The following is a 17,284-nucleotide window of genomic DNA, read 5'->3' as shown; positions in this document are numbered from 1 at the left end:
TCGGCGGAGCTGGAGTGCCTAGGGGTAGCTGGTCAGATTGGCCACATTGGTCGTGGAGTTGGACGGACCTCCGGTGCCGTTGACGACGTGCCGGATCGTGCCTACTCCGCCGAGCGAGACGGTCACCATGCTGGTGAAGCGCACATTGGAGTTGTTCGGCGTCTCGATGGCCCGCTCGGCGGCCACGCCCGGGTTCACGTTGAAGTAGCAGTAGCTGCCGAAGCCGTACACCTGGTGGCTGGTGACGGAGTCGGCGACCTTGTAGGCGGCGTAGCCCTGCGTGGAGCCGTTCATCCAGGCCGCCTGGTTCGGTGGGTCGTACGGCATCTCGTTCTGGTAGAAGTACGTCCGCCCGCCGTTGCCGTTCCAGATGGTCTGGTACTTCTGGTAGTGCTCGACGAACAGGCCGTACATGGTGACGTTGTCACCGTTGACGATCAGGCCCGTGTCCCCGGTGTTGGTGTTCCAGCCGATGCCGGTGCCGTGGTCGCCGCGCCAGATCCAGGTGTGGTCGCCGATGACGTTGTCGCTGTTGACGACGAGGCTGGTGGTCGCCTTGCCGACGGCGGCACCGCCGACGCGGAAGTACACGTCGTGCAGGGACGTCGGGTTGGCCGCGTGAGAGGCGGACGAGCCCGTCGGGCCGACCTCCATCAGGGTGGGCGAGTTGGTGGTGCCCGCGTCGAAGAGGACGCCGGCGACCTTCACGCCGTCGACGTCGGCCACCTTCATCGCGGTGACGCCGTTGTCCGGGATGAACGTGGCGAGGCCCAGACCGAGGACGACGGTGTTGGCGCGGTTCACCTGGAGCGTCTGGTTGAGGTGGTAGACGCCCGGGGTGACCAGGAGGTTCTTGCCCGCAGCCAGTGCCGCGTTGATGTCCGCCGCGGTCGCGCCCGGCTTCACGATGTAGAAGGTGTCAAGGGACAGCGAGCTGCCTGCCGGAGTCCCGTTCGCCCAGCTGGTGCCGGTGGAGTTGGACCGCGTCGACGGCACGAACACCTGGTAGGCGCCGTTGCCGTCGACGTACAGGGACGGCTTCTCCCGGCTGACCGGGGTCTGCGCGACCGTGGTGTACGGCGGGCTGGGGAAGCTGGTGGCCGGGACGCCCTGGCTGCCGACGAAGACCATGTTCCAGTTGGAGCCGGTCCAGCTGCCGAGCTGGGAGTTGCGGGTCAGCCACTGCTGCTGGCTGCCGGAGTTGACCTGCCCGTCGATCTTGGTGTCGGCGAGCAGACCGCCGCTGGACCAGCCGTTGTCGTCGAGCGCGACGTTGCCGCGCAGGTGCATCCGGCGGTACGAAGCCGCCTGCGAGACCGCCCAACGGTCGGTCCCGCCGGTCGGGTTGACGGACAGGTTCTCGGCGCCGCGCCAGAAGTTCTGGGTCGCGTTGCCCTGGAACCAGTCGGCCTCGGCATGCACCGCGCCGTTGATCGTGACCGCGTCCGGGGTCAGCCCCAGACCCGCGACCTGGGTGTAGAAGCCGACGTTGACGTCGGCGTTGTAGGAGCCCGGCTTGAACAGGACGGCGTAGCGCTGGGAGCCGAACTGGTTCGTCTCCTGCTGCTGGAAGATCGAGTTCACCCTGGTCTGGATCGTCGACGACGACATCGACGGGTCGAAGACGACGACGTTCGGGCCGAGATCCGGATTCGCGCCGGACTGGGTCACGGGGACCACCTGGAAGCGCTGGGCGGCGCTGCCGTTGCAGGTGTACTGCACGAACTGCACGCTGTCCGCGGTCGAGGCGCCGGGGTCGTCCAGGCACTTGCCGCTGTTCCGGTTCACGAAGTGATAGGCGCCGCCGCCCTCGTCGACCGGCAGCCACTGCTGGTTGGTGCCGCCGCCGTAGGCCCACAGATGGACGGGCGCGTTGTCGGCCGTGGACGTTTCGGCGACGTCCACGACCTGGCCGGTGTTGTTGCCGTTGTTGATACGGACGTAGCCGTCGCTGGTGGCGGTGAAGCTCCACTGCTGGGCCGTCGAGCTGTTGCACGCGTACTGCTGAACGACGGTGCCGTTGGCGGTGGCGGCGGACCTGGCGTCCAGACATCTGCCGCTCGCGGCGTTCATGACCGTGGCGAAGCCGGTGGGCAGCGCGGCGGCCGCGCTCGCCGCCGCACTCGCGGGCGTGGGTGCGGAGGTGAGCAGGGAAGCGACGGCCGCGGTGACCAGCGCGGCGGCAGTGGATCTGCGGCGGCGCTTGAGCGCGGCGGGCAAGTGGGTGAACACGGATTCTCCTTGCCGAAGAGTTCGGCGAATGGTGGGGGTGGTGGGGGTGGTGGGGGTGGTGGGGGTGGTGGGGGTCGAGCTGGATCAGCCGGTGTACGCGGCGAAGACCCGGGTGTAGTCCCAGTTGGACTGGCTCACACCGGAGCAGCTGTCGGCGGGGCCGCCGGTGCACGGACGGTCGCGGTTCACGGACCAGAAGGTCAGCCGGGCCAGGTGGTGTTGCTGGGCGTAGGCGAGCATCGTCCGGAAGTCGTTCACCGTGACGGTCTCGTTCTGGTCGGTGATGCCGTTCATCGACGAGATGCCCATGAGGCGGTAGGCCTGATCGTCGCTGTAGCCGTAGGCGTTCCTCAGCGCGTTCTTGAGGCCTTCGGCGGCCCGCGTACTGAGGTTGCCCATGTTCTGGCCGGCGCCGCCGAAGTTGAACGGCATGATCGTCCAGGCGTCCACGGTCAGACCGGAGGTGGCGGCCCGGTTGATCAGGCTGGTGTCGGGCCCGCTCTGACCGGTGCCGATGGTGACGTAGACCTTCAGGCCTGCGTTGTTGGCCTTCACGGTCTTCAGAGCGTCCACGGTCCGCTGCTGCACGGTCGGGCTGTTGTAGGCGTCGGCTTCGAGGTCGATGTCGATGGCCTTGAGTCCGTACGCGCTGATGACCCTCTGGTACGCGGCGGCGAGTTCGCTCGCGGTGGAGCAGGAACTCTCCAGCTTGTTGCCGCTCCAGCCGCCGAAGGACGGGACGACGTCGCCGCCGTTCGCCCGCACGGTGTTGATCGTCTGCTGGTCGACGCCGCCGGTCAGCGCCCGGCCGCCGTCCCACTGGGGGTTGCAGTAGCCGTTGCTGAGCACGAAGGCGAGGGTGAAGTACTTGACGCCGGTGGCGTTGGTGACCGTGGTGGGGTTCGGCGGGCTGCCCCAGCCGTTGTAGAGGTACGGGGCTACGGCCATTGGCGTGGAGGGGGTGCCGCCGTCGCCGGGGGCGGGCGCGGTCCACTTCTGGTTGGCGCCGCCGCCGCAGCTCCAGATCTGTATGCGGGTGCCGTTGGCGGAGTTGTTGCCGGTGACGTCGAGGCACTTGTTCGCCTGCGAGTTCACGATGTCGCGCGCGGCGGTGGTGGTCCACTTCTGATTGGCGGCGCCGGTACAGCTCCAGAGCTGCACCGTGGCGCCGTCGGCCGTCGAACCGCCCGTGACGTCGAGGCACTTGCCGAGGGCGCGGACGGTGCCGTCGCTGCCGACCGTCCACTGCTGGGCGGCGGTGCCGTTGCAGTCGTAGAGCTGGACGGCCGTGCCGTCGGCGGAGTTCGCCCCGGCGACGTCCAGGCACTTCCCGGCGAGGCCGGTGATGGTGCCGGTGGCCGCCTGCGCGGGGGACGCGGTGAGCAGGCCTGTGGCGAGGGAGAGAGCGGCGAGGGAAACAACTGTGGAGAGATATCTGGGCATGCGCGCAGGGGCCCTTCGTGGGGGTGAGCAACCGGGGCACCGTTCACCTTGTGAACGCTGGATGTGTCACACGGTGCGATGCTGAGGCGTGAACCTAAAGGTCTGGACCGCTTTCGTCAAGACATGAAGTAAGCTGTGAAGGAAGCGAGTTGCAGCTTCCGGCCAGGCTTCGTTCGCCCGCGGTAGTGCGCATGCCCGCCGTTCGTCCCGCGTTGGCGCTCCCGCAACCCAGTGACCCTGAGTGCGCACGGAACAGCCACCTGAGCTACCCCAGTCGCACAGCCCCACGTGCTACTTCTTGCCTTCTCGGCTCTACTGCCGTCCCCTGCTCGTCAACGATTCCCGTGGTGGCGCAGACATGAACAACCGCTCTTCCGGCCATCTCCGCCGTGAAGTCTCCGTAGGCCCCGAACGACTACTGCTGCTCGGTGACGCCGTGTTCTCGATCGCGATGACACTGCTCGCCCTTGAGATCACCATTCCGGAGGGCCTGCCCGACTCCGAAGTCGCCCACGCCGTCCGGGAGGCGCTGCCGGCCATCGGCGCCTATCTGCTCAGCTTCGCCGTCATCGGCACGATGTGGCTGGCCCAGCACGCCCTGTTCCGGCTGATCGGGGCACTTGACCGCTGGCTGCTCCACTCCTACTTCGCGCTCCTGGCGGTCGTGGCAGCGCTGCCCTTCCCGACCCGGCTGCTCAGCGAATACGGCGAGACGACCACGGCCACTGCCTTCTACGGGGCGTCGATCACCTTGGCCAGCACTCTGCTGTGCGCGATGTACCTGCGCCTGCTCGCAAAGCCCGCCCTGACGGCGACGGACGCGTCTCCCACGGCGCTGAAGGAGGCGGTCCGCCGCAGCGTTCTGCTGATCCTGGTCTTCGCGACCTCGGTCCCGGTGGCCTTCTTCTCGCCGTCCCTGGCCAAGTACTGGTGGCTACTGGCGATCCCGGCCCGGCTGCTGTTCCGCCGCTCGACCGACACCACCGAGGTGCCGGCAGGCGAAGTCCGCTGAGCGCTTTGCGGGAAGCGCTGTGATGTGCGGTGCTTCGCTGTGCGGTGCTTTGCTGTGTGATGCTCTGCTGTGCGGTGATGTGCTGCCGATCGTCTGCGGCGCCGTCGTGGCGGGTCGCGCGGTTCCCCGCGCCCCTGGGGCGCTGCCGAACCGCACCGGACTTCACCGCCCTGCTCGGACCGTCCCCGGTCGGACTGCTCTCAGTCCCCGATCACCGTGCGGTTGGCGATCAGAGTGAAGGCGCCCGCGTGGGCGGCGGGGACGATGCGACCGCTGTGCGGGAGCGCGGGGTGATGTTGCCGGCCCCGAGGCCCCCTGAGGTTTGCTGGTACGCCAAGTTTCTGGCCGAAGCGCCGAAACCATGCCGACCCGTTGATCAAGCAGTAAACGCTTGACTCCGGCGCCGCGAAGGGCGCCTGGCAGGCACTTGGCCCGGTCAGGCGCCCTTCTCCCATGCTTAGAAGAAGCCCAGCTTCTTCGCCGAGTATGACACCAGTAGGTTCTTCGTCTGCTGGTAGTGCTCCAGCATCATCTTGTGGTTCTCGCGGCCGATGCCGGACTGCTTGTAGCCGCCGAACGCCGCGTGCGCCGGGTACGCGTGGTAGCAGTTGGTCCACACCCGGCCCGCCTGGATCGAACGGCCCGCGCGGTACGCCGTGTTGATGTCCCGCGTCCACACACCGGCCCCGAGCCCGTACAGCGTGTCGTTGGCGATCTTGATGGCGTCGTCGAAGTCCGCGAACGACGTGACCGACACGACCGGGCCGAAGATCTCCTCCTGGAAGATCCGCATCCGGTTGTCGCCCTGGAAGATCGTCGGCTGGACGTAGTAGCCGCCCGCCAGCTCACCGTCGTACTCGATACGGTGACCGCCCGTCAGGACCTTGGCCCCTTCCTGCTGGCCGATGTCCAGGTAGGAAAGGATCTTCTCCAGCTGGTCGTTGGAGGCCTGGGCACCGATCATCGTCTCGGTGTCGAGCGGATGGCCGGGCTTGATCTGCTCGGTACGGGCGACCGCAGCGTCGAGGAACTCGCTGTAGTGGCCCTGCTGGACGAGCGCCCGGGACGGGCACGTACACACCTCGCCCTGGTTCAGTGCGAACATCGTGAAGCCTTCGAGCGCCTTGTCCCGGAAGTCGTCGTCCCGCGCCCACACGTCGTCGAAGAAGATGTTCGGCGACTTGCCGCCGAGCTCGAGCGTGACCGGTTTGATGTTCTCGGAGGCGTACTGCATGATCAGCCGCCCCGTCGTGGTCTCGCCGGTGAAGGCGACCTTCGCCACGCGCGGGCTGGACGCCAGGGGCTTGCCCGCCTCGACCCCGAAGCCGTTGACGATGTTCACGACGCCCGGCGGCAGCAGATCTGAGACCAGGCTCATCCAGTAGTGGATCGATGCCGGGGTCTGCTCCGCGGGCTTGATGACGACCGCGTTGCCCGCGGCGAGCGCCGGGGCCAGCTTCCACACCGCCATCAGGATCGGGAAGTTCCACGGGATGATCTGCGCCACGACGCCCAGAGGCTCGTGGAAGTGGTACGCCACCGTGTCGTCGTCGACCTCGCCGAGCGAGCCCTCCTGGGCGCGGATCGCCCCCGCGAAGTAGCGGAAGTGGTCGATGGCGAGCGGGATGTCGGCGGCCAGCGTCTCGCGGACTGGCTTGCCGTTCTCCCAGCTCTCCGCGACCGCGAGCTTCTCCAGATTCGCCTCCATCCGGTCGGCGACCTTGAGGAGTATGTCGGCGCGTGCGGTCACCGACGTACGGCCCCAGGCGGGCGCGGCCGCGTGCGCCGCGTCGAGCGCGCGGTCCACGTCCTCCGCCGTACCCCGCGCGATCTCGGTGAACGGCTGCCCGTTCACCGGACTCGGGTTCTCGAAGTACTGCCCGCGGGCCGGCGGTACGTACTCGCCGCCTATGAAGTGGTCGTACCGCGCCTGGTAGGAGACGATCGCGCCCTCGGTGCCGGGCGCCGCGTAACGGGTCATGTGCTCTGCCTCCCGTGGAAGGACCGCCCGCCGTTGGACGGCTCTCGGCGCGAGGGTAGGCGCGCGGAGGTTGCAGGTACGTTGCGCCGACGACCTGGCTGCGATGCCGGGGCGTGGGCTGTGGGCTGAGGCTCGTGGGCGGCGCTGGTGGGCTCAGGCTTGCTGGGGGCTGGGGGCTGGGGGCTGGCGTCGGCATAGGGCATAGGGAATAGGGCGTGGGCGTGGGGCGTGGGCGTGGGGCGTGGGTGTACGGAAATGAGGGTGGGGCTAGGCGAGGGCTGCCTTGCTGTTGCCGACGGTGTGAGCACGCCTCGTGGTTGTGAGGGTGGTGGCCCTCAGCGCGGAGAACGGCCTCGGCCCGCGGACTGCTCGGCCTCCAGCTCCTCCAGGCGTGCCCGTACCGGAGGCGTCGGCCGTATCGCCGCCAGTGCCCGCCACGCGTCGAGGTCGTCCTCGCCCCACGGTGCGTGCGCCCAGTCCGCCAGCAGATCCGGGTCGCGGCCGGAGACGAGCGCCGCGCGCAACCCGTCGGCGAGCCGGCGGCGCAACCGCACCACCGCCGGAGCCTGCGAACCGGGCAGCAAGGGCCCGGTATACGCCGCCACCGCCGCCATGACCGCGCCGACGCCGAGCTTGCGCTCCACCACCTCGACGTCGGACTCGACCGGAACGGTGAGCCGATACGGCCGCGAACCCAGCGCCCCCGCCCCGAGGAGGCGGCGCAGGCGGGCCAGCTCCGCGCGCAATGTCACCGGCGTCACCGACTCGTCCTCGTACAGCGCGCACAGCAACTCGTCGCCGGTCAGTCCCTCGGGGTGCCGGGACAGCAGCACCAGGATCTCGCTGTGCCTGCGGCTCAGGCGCACCTTGCTGCCGCCCGCGACGAGCAGCGCCTCGTCCCGGCCCAGAGCGGTCAGTTCGAGCACGTCGGTCATGGCCGGAGCCGGGGTGAGCAGCGCCAGCTGGGACTCCGCGGCACGGGCCACGGCCTGCACGAAACCCAGACTGTGCGGATGCGCCAGCCCGTCCCCGCCGGTGATGTCCACCGCTCCGAGCAGCCGTCCGGTACGCGGATCGTGAACCGGAGCCGCCGCGCACGTCCACGGCTGGACGCTCCGGATGAAGTGCTCCGCCGCGAACACCTGTACCGGCCGGTCGAGCGCGACCGCCGTACCCGGAGCGTTCGTGCCCACCGCCGACTCCGCCCACCGCGCGCCCGGCACGAAGTTCATGCCGTCCGCCTTCTGCCGTGTCCCGGGATGGCCCTCGACCCACAGCAGCCTGCCCTGCGCGTCGCACACCGCGAGGAGGTGTTCGCCGTCCGCAGCGAACGTCCCCATGAGTTCACGGAACAGTGGCATCACCCGTGCCAGTGGGTGCTCCGCCCGATACGACCCGAGGTCCCCGTCGGTGAGTTCCACACATGCAGAGCCGTCCGGACCCACCCCGGCCCGTGCCGAACGCCGCCACGAATCGGCCACCACGGACCGGACCGGTCGCGGGACCGTGCCCGCCTCCGTGAACGTCTCGTGGGCGCGGCGCAGGACGCGCACCCGCTCGACGGGATCGGCACCCGGTTCCAGGGCCACCCATGGATCGGTCAACTCGGCCTCCCCGGAAGGCTGTGCGGCTGGGGACATCGTCACTCCGGCCGCGGATGCGGACAAGTGCTGCGGCCACACCGAGTCCCGCCCCCACCACAAGCCGTGGTGGCTACCGATGCTCCCCTTTTTCGACCCCCCTTCGGCTCTGTTTCGGCTTTCCTTCGGGTTTCTTTCGGGTTTCTTTCGACGGACCGCTGGTCAGGCGAAGTTGACCAGTCTCATATAGCGCGTCCAGTCCCAGTGCGGGCCGGGATCGGTGTGGTCGCTGCCCGGCACCTCGTAGTGCGCGAGGATGCGCGAACGGTCCTTGGGGATCCGGTACTTGGTACAGATCGCCGCGGTGAGTTTCGCCGACTCCTCGTACATCGCGTTGGTGAAGTACGCGGGCTTGTCCACCCAGCCCTCGTGCTCGATGCCGATGCTGCGGGTGTTGTAGTCCCAGTTGCCCGCGTGCCAGGCGATGTCGCGCTCGCGCACCATCTGTGCGACATGACCGTCGGCCGACCGGACGACGTAATGCGCGGACACCTTCTTCTTCGGGTTCTGGAAGATGGCCAGGGTGTCCGAGTAGGTCGCCTGCGTCACGTGGATGATCACGAAGTCGACCGGATGGCTCGTCGGGCGGTTGGCGACCGTGTAGTTGGACGCGCTCGCCGGCGACCATTCGGACGGCGGGTAGTCGATCCCCTGGGGCTTCGCGCCTGCCCGGGTGGTGGGCAGTAACGCCGTGGAGAGCGTGGCGAGTGCCGCACTCTGCAGCAGGCGCCGGCGGCTGGGAAGGGACGTGGGCAGGAACTTGGCTCGGTCCATGAGAGTGCCTCACTGTGAGAACGGAAGTGGGGTTGGGGGAGAGCGGTGCGGGGGCGGGGCGGCTCAATGTCCCGGTGCGGAGGCAGGACGACTCAACGCCTCAGTGCGGAGGCGGGGCGAATCAATGTCCCAGCGCGGCGGCGGTTTCGCGCAGCCGGGCGTGCAGGCCCCGGTGGGTCTCCCGGTCGGGCAGCCATTCCTTGCGGAGCTTGGCGACACACGTGTAGTTGGTGTCGCAGACATTGGCCAGCGGCGACTCGACGGTCTGGGTCGCGAACTGGTAGGCGTCCAGCTCGCTGAACCCGTAGTCCCGCACCAGCCACTGCACCAGGTCGAGCTGCGATATGCGGAACGCGTCCTCCAGGGGGCGCGCCGACCCGGTCGAGATGATGTGGGTGTCGGACTCGATGCGGGGCCACGGGGTGGCGACCCCCTTGAGCAACTCGACGATCACCACGGTGTTCATCGCACACTCGACGGCGACCCCACAGGTCTCGCCCTCACCCTGCCGCGCGTGCCCGTCACCGAGGCTGAGCAGCGCCCCTTCGACGTTCACTCCGAGATAGCAGGTGACACCGGCCCGCATCTCGGGCGTGTCCATGTTCCCGCCGTGCGCGTCCGGCACGAGAGCGGAGCGCACCTCGAGGTTGGCGGGTGCCACACCGACGGTGCCGTGCATCGGGTCCATGGGCAGCTCGATCTGGATGTCGCTGTCGCGAGCGCTGAACAGCGCGGTGCGGCGCGCCCGGTCGAGCTGCCAGATCCACACGGTCTCCGGCAGGGGCGGCTGCAGCGTGGCCGTGGTGTGCGTGGACGTGAGCGCCCCGAACAGCGGGACCGTCGTCGACGCGGCCCAGTCCCGCGCTGGTTCGATCGACACGAAGTGCACGGCGACCGTGTCGCCCGGCTCCGCACCCTCCACATGGAACGGCCCCGTCTGCGGATTGAGGAACGGGAACTCACACACCTCGGACACGAGGTCCTTCTCCGACCGCACTCGCCCGGCGAAGCAGTCCTCCGTATAGAGGTCCAGGACCGTGCCCGGCGCGATGCGCGCCACGGGCGGCGCACCGCCGAACGTCCAGGCGTACTCGCCGGGTTCGGGACGCACGGTCAGGATTCGCGGGTCGCTCATGGTGCACAGCTCCGTTCTGCCGAAGAATGGCGGACGACGTCGCAGCGGCACCACGAGCACCACCACTGCGGCCATCATCCAGGCAGCGGCTACCGAATCCACGTACGACACCGGCACCGTCAACCCGGACACGCCTCCGTCCGGTCCGTCCGACGGCGGCGTCTCGCGTGAATCACGGTACGGCTCTCGCCGGTTGAGGAGGAAGAACGCTCTCAGGTCCGTGGACAACGCTGCGACTGTGGACAACTCCGCCACCCGTAAGGGGGATTGAGGAGCCGGGACGTAGCGAAGAGTGCGCTGTGGCGGGCTGAAGACGAGGCCGAGAACCATTCGAGCCCGAGCCCGAGCCGTCCAGGACGTCCTGCCCGAGCCCGAGCCGTGCAGGCGTCCAGGGGGCATCCTCGGCGTGTGCCCTACGCCCCGCCGCCCCCCACCGCCGCCGGATCATCCATGACGGCCCGCACGACCGAGTGCGCGGCACCCAGCAGCGGCCCCTCGGGGCCGAGCCGGGAGGCGGACACCGCGCAGGTGGGACCGGTAGTCCTGCGGGCCAACTCCCGCTCCAGCGACGGCAGCAGCCACGGCGCGAGCCCGGACAGCGCCCCGCCCAGTACGACGGCCTCGGGGTCGAGCAGATTGACGGCTCCGGTCAGCGCGATGCCCAGCGCGGTCCCGGCGTCACGCAATGCTCGGCGCACGTTCTCGTCGGCCTGCGCCGCACGCTCGGCCAGCAGGCCGACACGGTCCTCGCCCGGTTCCAGGCCGGCCGCGCGCATGACGGCCTCCTCGCCGGCGTACTGCTCCAGGCAGCCGCGCCCGCCGCACGCACACGAAGGCCCCTCGGGGTGCACCGGGATGTGCCCCAACTCGCCCGCGAATCCTTGCGTCCCACGCAGCAGTCGCCCGTCCACGACCACCGCCCCGCCGATGCCGATCTCGGCGGAGACGTGCACGAAGTCGCGTGGCGCGGTCTCGTTGAGCCACAGTTCGGCCAGTCCGCCGAAGTTCGCCTCGTTGTCGACGGTCAGCGGGACCTCGTCCGGGAGCAGGGCGCCGAGGTCCGTGTCGTGCCAGTCGAGGTTGGGGGCACGCACCACGGTCCGGGCGTCGCGCGCCACCAGGCCGGGCACGGCGACGGCGAGTCCCGCGGGCCGCAGGCCCTCCTTGGCCGCCTCGGCGACGACCTGCCGTATCAGCCGGGTCAGTTCCCGCAGCACCGGTTCGGGCGATCGGCCGCGGTTGGCACCGTGCCGCACCGCCCGGGCCCGTACCTCGCCGCGCAGATCGACCGCGCAGACGGCGAGATGATCGACACCCACCTCCGCACCGATCCCCGCCGGACCGCGCCCGCTGAGGGCGAGAGCCGAGCCGGGCCGCCCCACCCGCCCCGGCCGCTCTGGACCCAGCTCATCGAGGAGCCCCGAGCGGATCAGCTCGTCCACGAGCGTGGAGACAGCCGCACGAGTGAGCCCGATGCGTGAGGCGACCGCGGCACGGGACAGCGGCCCCTCGGCGTTCACGGTGTGCAGCACCCGCGAGAGGTTGCGGCGCCGCATGCCCTGTTGCGTATCGGGCAGCCGACGACCGGGACTACTGGGATGGGCCTCGTGCAGCGGTGCGGTCATGCCTCCGTCAGTCCTCGTCCAGTCCTCGTCCGGGTTCAGTCCTCGTCCGGCCGGTCGCCTCAGGGTTGTTCTGTCCGTGCGTGCCGATCTGTCGGTGTGCGCGACGCCTCCGGAAGGGGGGCCGCCGGTGCTGATCGGCCCCCGCCACCTCGGGCGCGGGATTCAGCGCTGATCGGCCTCCCGCTCCAGGAGCGGGGCCGCGTCGGAGAGTACCCCGGCGATCCGCGCCAGCGCCGCCTCGTCGCGCTCCACGGCGTCCAGCACCGGCCCGCGGGCCGTGTCCCAGCGCCTGGCCACGGCCGCCGGATCCTCGCCGGTCAGCACGCCGGCGGCCTGTGCGGCTGCACCGAGCGCCACCAGCTCCTTGGCCTCGGGCACCTGAACGGGCCGTCCCGACAGCCGTCGTACGGTCTCCTGCCAGGCCGTGCCCCGCGCGCCTCCGCCGATGAGCAGCAGCGGAGCCGAACGGTCCGCGTCCTCGTCGAGCACCAGGTCGAGAGCGCCGAGCAGCGAGTGGACCGCCCCGTCGTACGCGGCCTGGAGCAGCTGTCCGCGTGTCGTGTCGTGCCGCAGCCCGTGCAGCAGACCCGAGGCGTGCGGCAGGTCGGGAGTGCGCTCGCCGTCCAGGTAGGGGAGCAGCGTCACGCCCGTGCCCGGCTCGACGGCCTCCCGGTCGATGCCCAGCAGAGCGGCGACGCGGTCCACGGCGAGCGTGCAGTTGAGGGTGCATGCCAGCGGCAGCCAGTCGCCGCGCGCGTCGGCGAAACCGGCCACGGTGCCGGTCGGGTCGGCGGGGCGGCGCGTGGAGACCGCGTACACGGTGCCGGACGTGCCGAGGCTGAGCACGGGGGTGCCTGGGCGCAGCCCGAGCCCGAGCGCCGCGGCGGCGTTGTCCCCGGTGCCGGGCGCGACCAGCGTGCCCCTGGAGAAGGGCAGGTCGCCGCTGTCACGTACGGTTCCGGCGACCTCGCCGGGCCGGACCACCCGGGGCAGCAGAGCGGGGTCGAGCCCGACATGGCGGAGGACCTCCTCGTCGTACGCCTCCGTACCGGACGCCCACCAGCCCGTACCGGAGGCATCGCCGCGGTCGGTCGTGCCCAGCCCCGTGAGGCGCTCGGTCAGGTAGTCATGGGGGAGTCGTACGGCCGCGGTCGCCCGCACGGAGTCGGGCTCGTGCTCTGCGAGCCACGCCCACTTGGTGACCGTGAAGGAGGGGCCCGGCACACTGCCGGTGCGCTCGGCCCAGGCCTTCGGGCCGCCCAGCTCCTCCACGAGCCGACGGGCCTGCGGAGCCGAGCGCACATCGTTCCACAGCAGTGCCGGACGCACCGGGTCGCCCTGGGCGTCGAGAGTGACGAGCCCGTGCTGCTGGCCCCCCACCGACACCGCCGCGGCCTCGCGTGCCGCGTCCCCGCACTGGTGCAGCGCCTCGCACAGCGCGTCCCACCACTGCCGCGGATCGCTCTCGCGACCCGCCCCGGAGGAGACGGTGTGCGGCGCCTGGCCGCTCGCCACGACTTCGCCGGTGGCCGCGTCCACGACCAGGGCCTTGGTGGACTGCGTGGACGTGTCCACGCCGACGACGAGCGGACCCTCGGCTGCTGACATCGGGCTCTCCCTCTTCCGCGGCTCCGCGGGATCTGACCTGGTGTTTTCGGGGTGGATCCGGGCCCACGCGGCGCGCATTCCACTCCTCGTCCCCGTTCGAGGACATCTTGTCTCTTCCCAGAGATGCCTCCGCATACTAATTTGTTAAGCGCCATGACGAAATAGTCGGAGCAAGCAAGGAGCCGCGGCATGAACTACCAGCCCACCCCCGAGGACAGGTTCACCTTCGGCTTGTGGACCGTCGGCTGGCAGGGGAGGGACCCGTTCGGCGACGCCACTCGGGCCGCCCTGGACCCGGTCGAGTCGGTGCAGCGCCTGGCGGAGCTCGGCGCCTACGGAGTGACCTTCCACGACGACGACCTGATCCCCTTCGGGTCCTCGGACACCGAGCGTGAGTCGCACATCAAGCGTTTCCGGCAGGCTCTCGACACGACCGGTATGACCGTGCCGATGGCCACCACGAACCTCTTCACGCACCCCGTCTTCAAGGACGGTGCCTTCACCGCCAACGACCGGGACGTGCGCCGCTACGCCCTGCGCAAGACGATCCGCAACATCGACCTGGCCGTGGAGCTGGGCGCGCAGATCTACGTTGCCTGGGGCGGCCGTGAGGGCGCCGAGTCCGGCGCCGCAAAGGACGTACGGGTCGCCCTCGACCGCATGAAGGAGGCCTTCGACCTCCTCGGCGAGTACGTGACCTCCCAGGGCTACGACCTGCGCTTCGCGATCGAGCCGAAGCCGAACGAGCCCCGCGGCGACATCCTCCTGCCGACGGTCGGTCACGCCCTGGCGTTCATCGAGCGCCTGGAGCGGCCCGAGATGTACGGCGTCAACCCGGAGGTGGGCCACGAGCAGATGGCCGGGCTGAACTTCCCGCACGGCATCGCCCAGGCCCTGTGGGCGGGCAAGCTCTTCCACATCGACCTCAACGGCCAGTCCGGCATCAAGTACGACCAGGACCTGCGCTTCGGAGCGGGCGATCTGCGGTCCGCGTTCTGGCTCGTCGACCTCCTGGAGACGGCCGGTTACGCGGGTCCGAGGCACTTCGACTTCAAGCCGCCACGGACCGAGGACTACGACGGCGTGTGGGCGTCGGCCGCCGGCTGTATGCGCAACTATCTGATCCTGCGCGACCGGACGGCCGCCTTCCGGGCCGACCCCGAGGTCCAGGAGGCCCTGCGTGCCTCGCGCCTGGACGAACTGGCGCAGCCCACCGCCTCGGACGGTCTCCAGGCGCTGCTCGCGGACCGCGCGGCCTTCGAGGACTTCGACGCCGAGACGGCCGCCGCGCGCGGGATGGCGTTCGAGCACCTGGACCAGCTGGCCATGGACCACCTGCTGGGCGTCCGCGGCTGATCCCGTACGGCTTCTGTTCGGCTCCCGTTCGGTCCCGACTGGTTACGGCCGATTTCGACCGGTCGTAATCAGTCGGCGCACGGCCCGGCAACTCCTGCGCCGAATCCTCCGGAATCATGCGATCCACGCCATGAGTCCGTATCAAGTTCCGCGCAGGGGTCGCGTCGTGACCGGTTCGAGGCGACTCTTGACGGTATGGCCACGCCGCCCTTACCGCCCCAGCCCCCTCGGCCGCCGGACAACACGCCTCCTCCGGGCGGCGGTGGATTCGGCCCGCTACCCGAAGGCTTCGGACCTCCTCCAGCGGGCTACGGCCCCCCAACGGGAGGCAACGGTCCGCCGTGGCAGGGCGGCGGAGGAGGCTGGCAGCCCCCGCCCCCACCGCCACCGTCGCCGCCTCCCGGGCGGCCGGGCGGTCCTGGAGGGCGCCGCCGCGTGCTGTTCCTCGTGCTGGCCGTGATCGTGACCCTCGGCGCCGGCTCCGCGGTAGCCCTGGTGGCCACCAGCGGTGACGGTTCGTCCGACAAGAAGTCGCCGTCGGAGAGCGATTCCCCTACGGGGAGACTGCCGACTCCTTCGCTGAGTATCCCTTCGGAGCTGCCCAGCGAACTGCCCTCCCTGCCCACCGAGGTGCCGTCCGGCCTGCCCAGCGGTGTGCCGACCGACCTGGACTCGCTGCTCCCGTCCCTCGCGGGCGACGACGTGCCGTACTACATGCTGCGAACCGGTGACTGCTTCAACATCGACGACACCAAGCCGGGCCAGGCCGCGAAGCGTTCGTGCCGCGCGGCGCACGACGCCGAGGTCGTGAATGTGGCCGAACTGGAAGGCGCGTACACGACCGATGCCGCCCTCAAGAAGGCGGCATCGGCTCTCTGCGCGAAAACCCTGGACACCAAGGCGGCCAAGCAGCCCGCCGGCACCGTGCGGGGCACCCTGGTGCAGTATCCCGACCCCACGGGGTACAAGCTCGGCATAGACAAGGTCGCCTGCAGTCTCGCCGCGGACGTGGGTGCCGGAAAGCGCAAGCTCACCAAGCCACTGTCGTGAGGCACACGCGCGTGGAGGCGTGAAAACGCCGAGCGGGGGCGGGAGTTCAGATCCCGCGCGGCAGTCGTACGTACGTCACGGTGGTCTCGATGCCGCTGTCCACCAGCCGTCCCTGGGCGTCGAAGGCCTCCGGGCCGTCCGTCATCCCGAAGTCGTTGTCGTTGATGAGCGCGAGCGTGTCGTGATCCACGCGCGCGACGCCCTCGATCTTCCCGGGCACCCCCTTCACCGCGCCGAGGTCGACGACAAGACGTTTGCGCAGCACCGGAACGCCGGAGGCCGCGGGGTCGTCGAGCTGCTCCAGGGAGGGTGACGTCGTGTCGTCGTCCCACTTGTCCCCGAGAATGTCCGCACCGCGGGTCAGTTTCACGACCTGCAGCCGGGCGGCCTTGTCGGTGCGTTCCTCGACGAGCAGCCGGTCGCGGCCGACGGCCACCACGGAGGAGATCTTCAGCTCGGAGGTGTCGTCCTCGCTCGGGTCGACCACGTCCACCGGGTCGAACCGGTACGCGTACTCGGCGGTCACGGCCCGCTTCTTTGTCGAGAAGCGCAGCAGACGTGTCGTCAGCGAGGCCTCGCCCGCGTCCGTGTCCGGCAGGGACAGCGGGCTCTGCACGGCCATCACCAGGTCCCCGCCCGGCAGTTGGGCGAGTCCTTCGAAACCGCGGTTGATCTTCCGGTGCAGCAGGACGGCGGGCAGGGCCTCGACCACCCGGTAGTCCGCACCGGTCAGGCCCAGCCCCTTGGGTACGTACCGGGTGAGTATCTTCCCGCGCGTGGAGACGTGGATCAGCGAGGGCCCGTACTCGTCCACGAGCCAGAAGCTGCCGTCCTCGGCCCGCACGATCCCCTCGGTGTCCAGCCCGTTCGGGTTGTACGAGAGCGGTGTCTTCGCGTCGTAGGAGTACGGCGCCTCGTCGCGCCCCTTCTGGTTGGACAGGCCCGTGACGGGCTTCCCCGAGGAGGTGGTGACCGGGATCGCGTCCAGCACCTTCACGGTGCCACCGGACACCCGGATCCTCACGATCGCCGGATCGAAGCCGGGCACGGGGAAGGTGCGGCGCTTCTCGCCGGCCACCTTGATCTGGCCGTTGGGGCCGCGGTCGGTGACCGTCCAGAACTCGCCCTTGCGGCCCGCGGGGTAGATGTCGCTGCCGATGCCGCCGAGATCCACGGCCCGGTCGTTGCCCACCGTGCCCGGCAGCAGCGCGTTGCTGAACGTGCCGAGCGGAATGTCGCCGAGCGTCGCGGAGCCCGTGACACGCGCCTCCCCGGAGGGCGCGCCGACCGCGGTGCCCGCCACCGTGAGAGCGGCCACCAGGGCGAGCGGTACGCCCGCGGCTACGGAACGGTGGACGCTGCGCCGGCCTGCGGCGTACGGGGACATGGGGCCTCCTGGGGCACGAATTCGCTGACAGCGGCCAGAGT

Annotated in this window: 12 protein-coding genes; 3 read left to right on the top strand and 9 right to left on the bottom strand. The window is 69.9% G+C overall.

Annotated elements, in window-relative coordinates; all coding sequences use genetic code 11:
* Positions 1-18: 18 nt before the first annotated feature.
* Positions 19-2,151, bottom strand: a complete 2,133-nt coding sequence (locus ACIBEI_RS10080) for an RICIN domain-containing protein (RefSeq protein ID WP_398887382.1) — start codon at positions 2,149-2,151, stop codon at positions 19-21.
* A gap of 165 nt (positions 2,152-2,316) precedes the next feature.
* On the bottom strand, positions 2,317-3,675 hold the full coding sequence (locus ACIBEI_RS10075) for a lectin (protein ID WP_398886993.1): 1,359 nt from the start codon (positions 3,673-3,675) through the stop codon (positions 2,317-2,319).
* A gap of 358 nt (positions 3,676-4,033) precedes the next feature.
* On the opposite strand from ACIBEI_RS10075, the gene ACIBEI_RS10070 reads away from it, so the two are divergent.
* Positions 4,034-4,687, top strand: a complete 654-nt coding sequence (locus tag ACIBEI_RS10070) for a TMEM175 family protein (RefSeq protein WP_398886991.1) — start codon at positions 4,034-4,036, stop codon at positions 4,685-4,687.
* A 457-nt stretch (positions 4,688-5,144) separates the two neighbouring features.
* On the opposite strand, the gene ACIBEI_RS10065 is transcribed toward ACIBEI_RS10070, so the two are convergent.
* From ACIBEI_RS10065 to xylB, 6 genes are all read right to left on the bottom strand, one after another.
* On the bottom strand, positions 5,145-6,668 hold the full coding sequence (locus tag ACIBEI_RS10065; protein WP_398886989.1) for an aldehyde dehydrogenase family protein: 1,524 nt from the start codon (positions 6,666-6,668) through the stop codon (positions 5,145-5,147).
* Between the two features lie 335 nt (positions 6,669-7,003).
* Positions 7,004-8,308, bottom strand: a complete 1,305-nt coding sequence (locus ACIBEI_RS10060) for a GAF domain-containing protein (RefSeq protein WP_398886987.1) — start codon at positions 8,306-8,308, stop codon at positions 7,004-7,006.
* 162 nt (positions 8,309-8,470) lie between these two features.
* Entirely contained in the window at positions 8,471-9,082 is a 612-nt protein-coding gene (locus ACIBEI_RS10055) for an N-acetylmuramoyl-L-alanine amidase (protein ID WP_398886985.1), read from the bottom strand.
* Between the two features lie 121 nt (positions 9,083-9,203).
* Positions 9,204-10,217, bottom strand: coding sequence for an acetamidase/formamidase family protein (locus ACIBEI_RS10050; protein ID WP_398886983.1), 1,014 nt, complete (start codon positions 10,215-10,217; stop codon positions 9,204-9,206).
* A 413-nt stretch (positions 10,218-10,630) separates the two neighbouring features.
* Entirely contained in the window at positions 10,631-11,842 is a 1,212-nt protein-coding gene (locus tag ACIBEI_RS10045; protein ID WP_398886981.1) for an ROK family protein, read from the bottom strand.
* A gap of 162 nt (positions 11,843-12,004) precedes the next feature.
* Entirely contained in the window at positions 12,005-13,450 is a 1,446-nt protein-coding gene (gene xylB, locus ACIBEI_RS10040; RefSeq protein ID WP_398886979.1) for a xylulokinase, read from the bottom strand.
* Positions 13,451-13,639: 189 nt separating this feature from the next.
* Here xylB and xylA point away from each other — a divergent pair, with 189 nt between their 5' ends.
* Both xylA and ACIBEI_RS10030 read left to right on the top strand, forming a co-directional pair.
* Entirely contained in the window at positions 13,640-14,806 is a 1,167-nt protein-coding gene (xylA, locus tag ACIBEI_RS10035; RefSeq protein WP_055611788.1) for a xylose isomerase, read from the top strand.
* Between the two features lie 435 nt (positions 14,807-15,241).
* Positions 15,242-15,856, top strand: a complete 615-nt coding sequence (locus ACIBEI_RS10030) for a hypothetical protein (protein ID WP_398886977.1) — start codon at positions 15,242-15,244, stop codon at positions 15,854-15,856.
* 46 nt (positions 15,857-15,902) lie between these two features.
* Here ACIBEI_RS10030 and ACIBEI_RS10025 read toward each other — a convergent pair whose 3' ends face one another.
* Positions 15,903-17,243, bottom strand: coding sequence for an esterase-like activity of phytase family protein (locus ACIBEI_RS10025; protein WP_398886976.1), 1,341 nt, complete (start codon positions 17,241-17,243; stop codon positions 15,903-15,905).
* Between the last annotated feature and the right edge of the window lie 41 nt (positions 17,244-17,284).

Origin of the sequence: Streptomyces sp. NPDC050988 (assembly GCF_044456225.1) — a bacterium.
In the GTDB taxonomy this organism is placed as follows: Bacteria; Actinomycetota; Actinomycetes; order Streptomycetales; family Streptomycetaceae; genus Streptomyces.
Note: the sequence above shows the minus strand (reverse complement) of the source record. Positions and strands in the feature narration are given on the sequence as shown.

Bases quoted from the DNA above. Each gene is read 5' to 3' on its own strand.
- xylA (WP_055611788.1), top strand. From the start codon at position 13,640: ATGAACTACCAGCCCACCCCCGAGGACAGGTTCACCTTCGGCTTGTGG.
- ACIBEI_RS10060 (WP_398886987.1), bottom strand. From the start codon at position 8,308: ATGTCCCCAGCCGCACAGCCTTCCGGGGAGGCCGAGTTGACCGATCCA.
- xylB (WP_398886979.1), bottom strand. From the start codon at position 13,450: ATGTCAGCAGCCGAGGGTCCGCTCGTCGTCGGCGTGGACACGTCCACG.
- ACIBEI_RS10045 (WP_398886981.1), bottom strand. From the start codon at position 11,842: ATGACCGCACCGCTGCACGAGGCCCATCCCAGTAGTCCCGGTCGTCGG.
- ACIBEI_RS10070 (WP_398886991.1), top strand. From the start codon at position 4,034: ATGAACAACCGCTCTTCCGGCCATCTCCGCCGTGAAGTCTCCGTAGGC.
- ACIBEI_RS10055 (WP_398886985.1), bottom strand. From the start codon at position 9,082: ATGGACCGAGCCAAGTTCCTGCCCACGTCCCTTCCCAGCCGCCGGCGC.
- ACIBEI_RS10065 (WP_398886989.1), bottom strand. From the start codon at position 6,668: ATGACCCGTTACGCGGCGCCCGGCACCGAGGGCGCGATCGTCTCCTAC.
- ACIBEI_RS10050 (WP_398886983.1), bottom strand. From the start codon at position 10,217: ATGAGCGACCCGCGAATCCTGACCGTGCGTCCCGAACCCGGCGAGTAC.
- ACIBEI_RS10075 (WP_398886993.1), bottom strand. From the start codon at position 3,675: ATGCCCAGATATCTCTCCACAGTTGTTTCCCTCGCCGCTCTCTCCCTC.
- ACIBEI_RS10025 (WP_398886976.1), bottom strand. From the start codon at position 17,243: ATGTCCCCGTACGCCGCAGGCCGGCGCAGCGTCCACCGTTCCGTAGCC.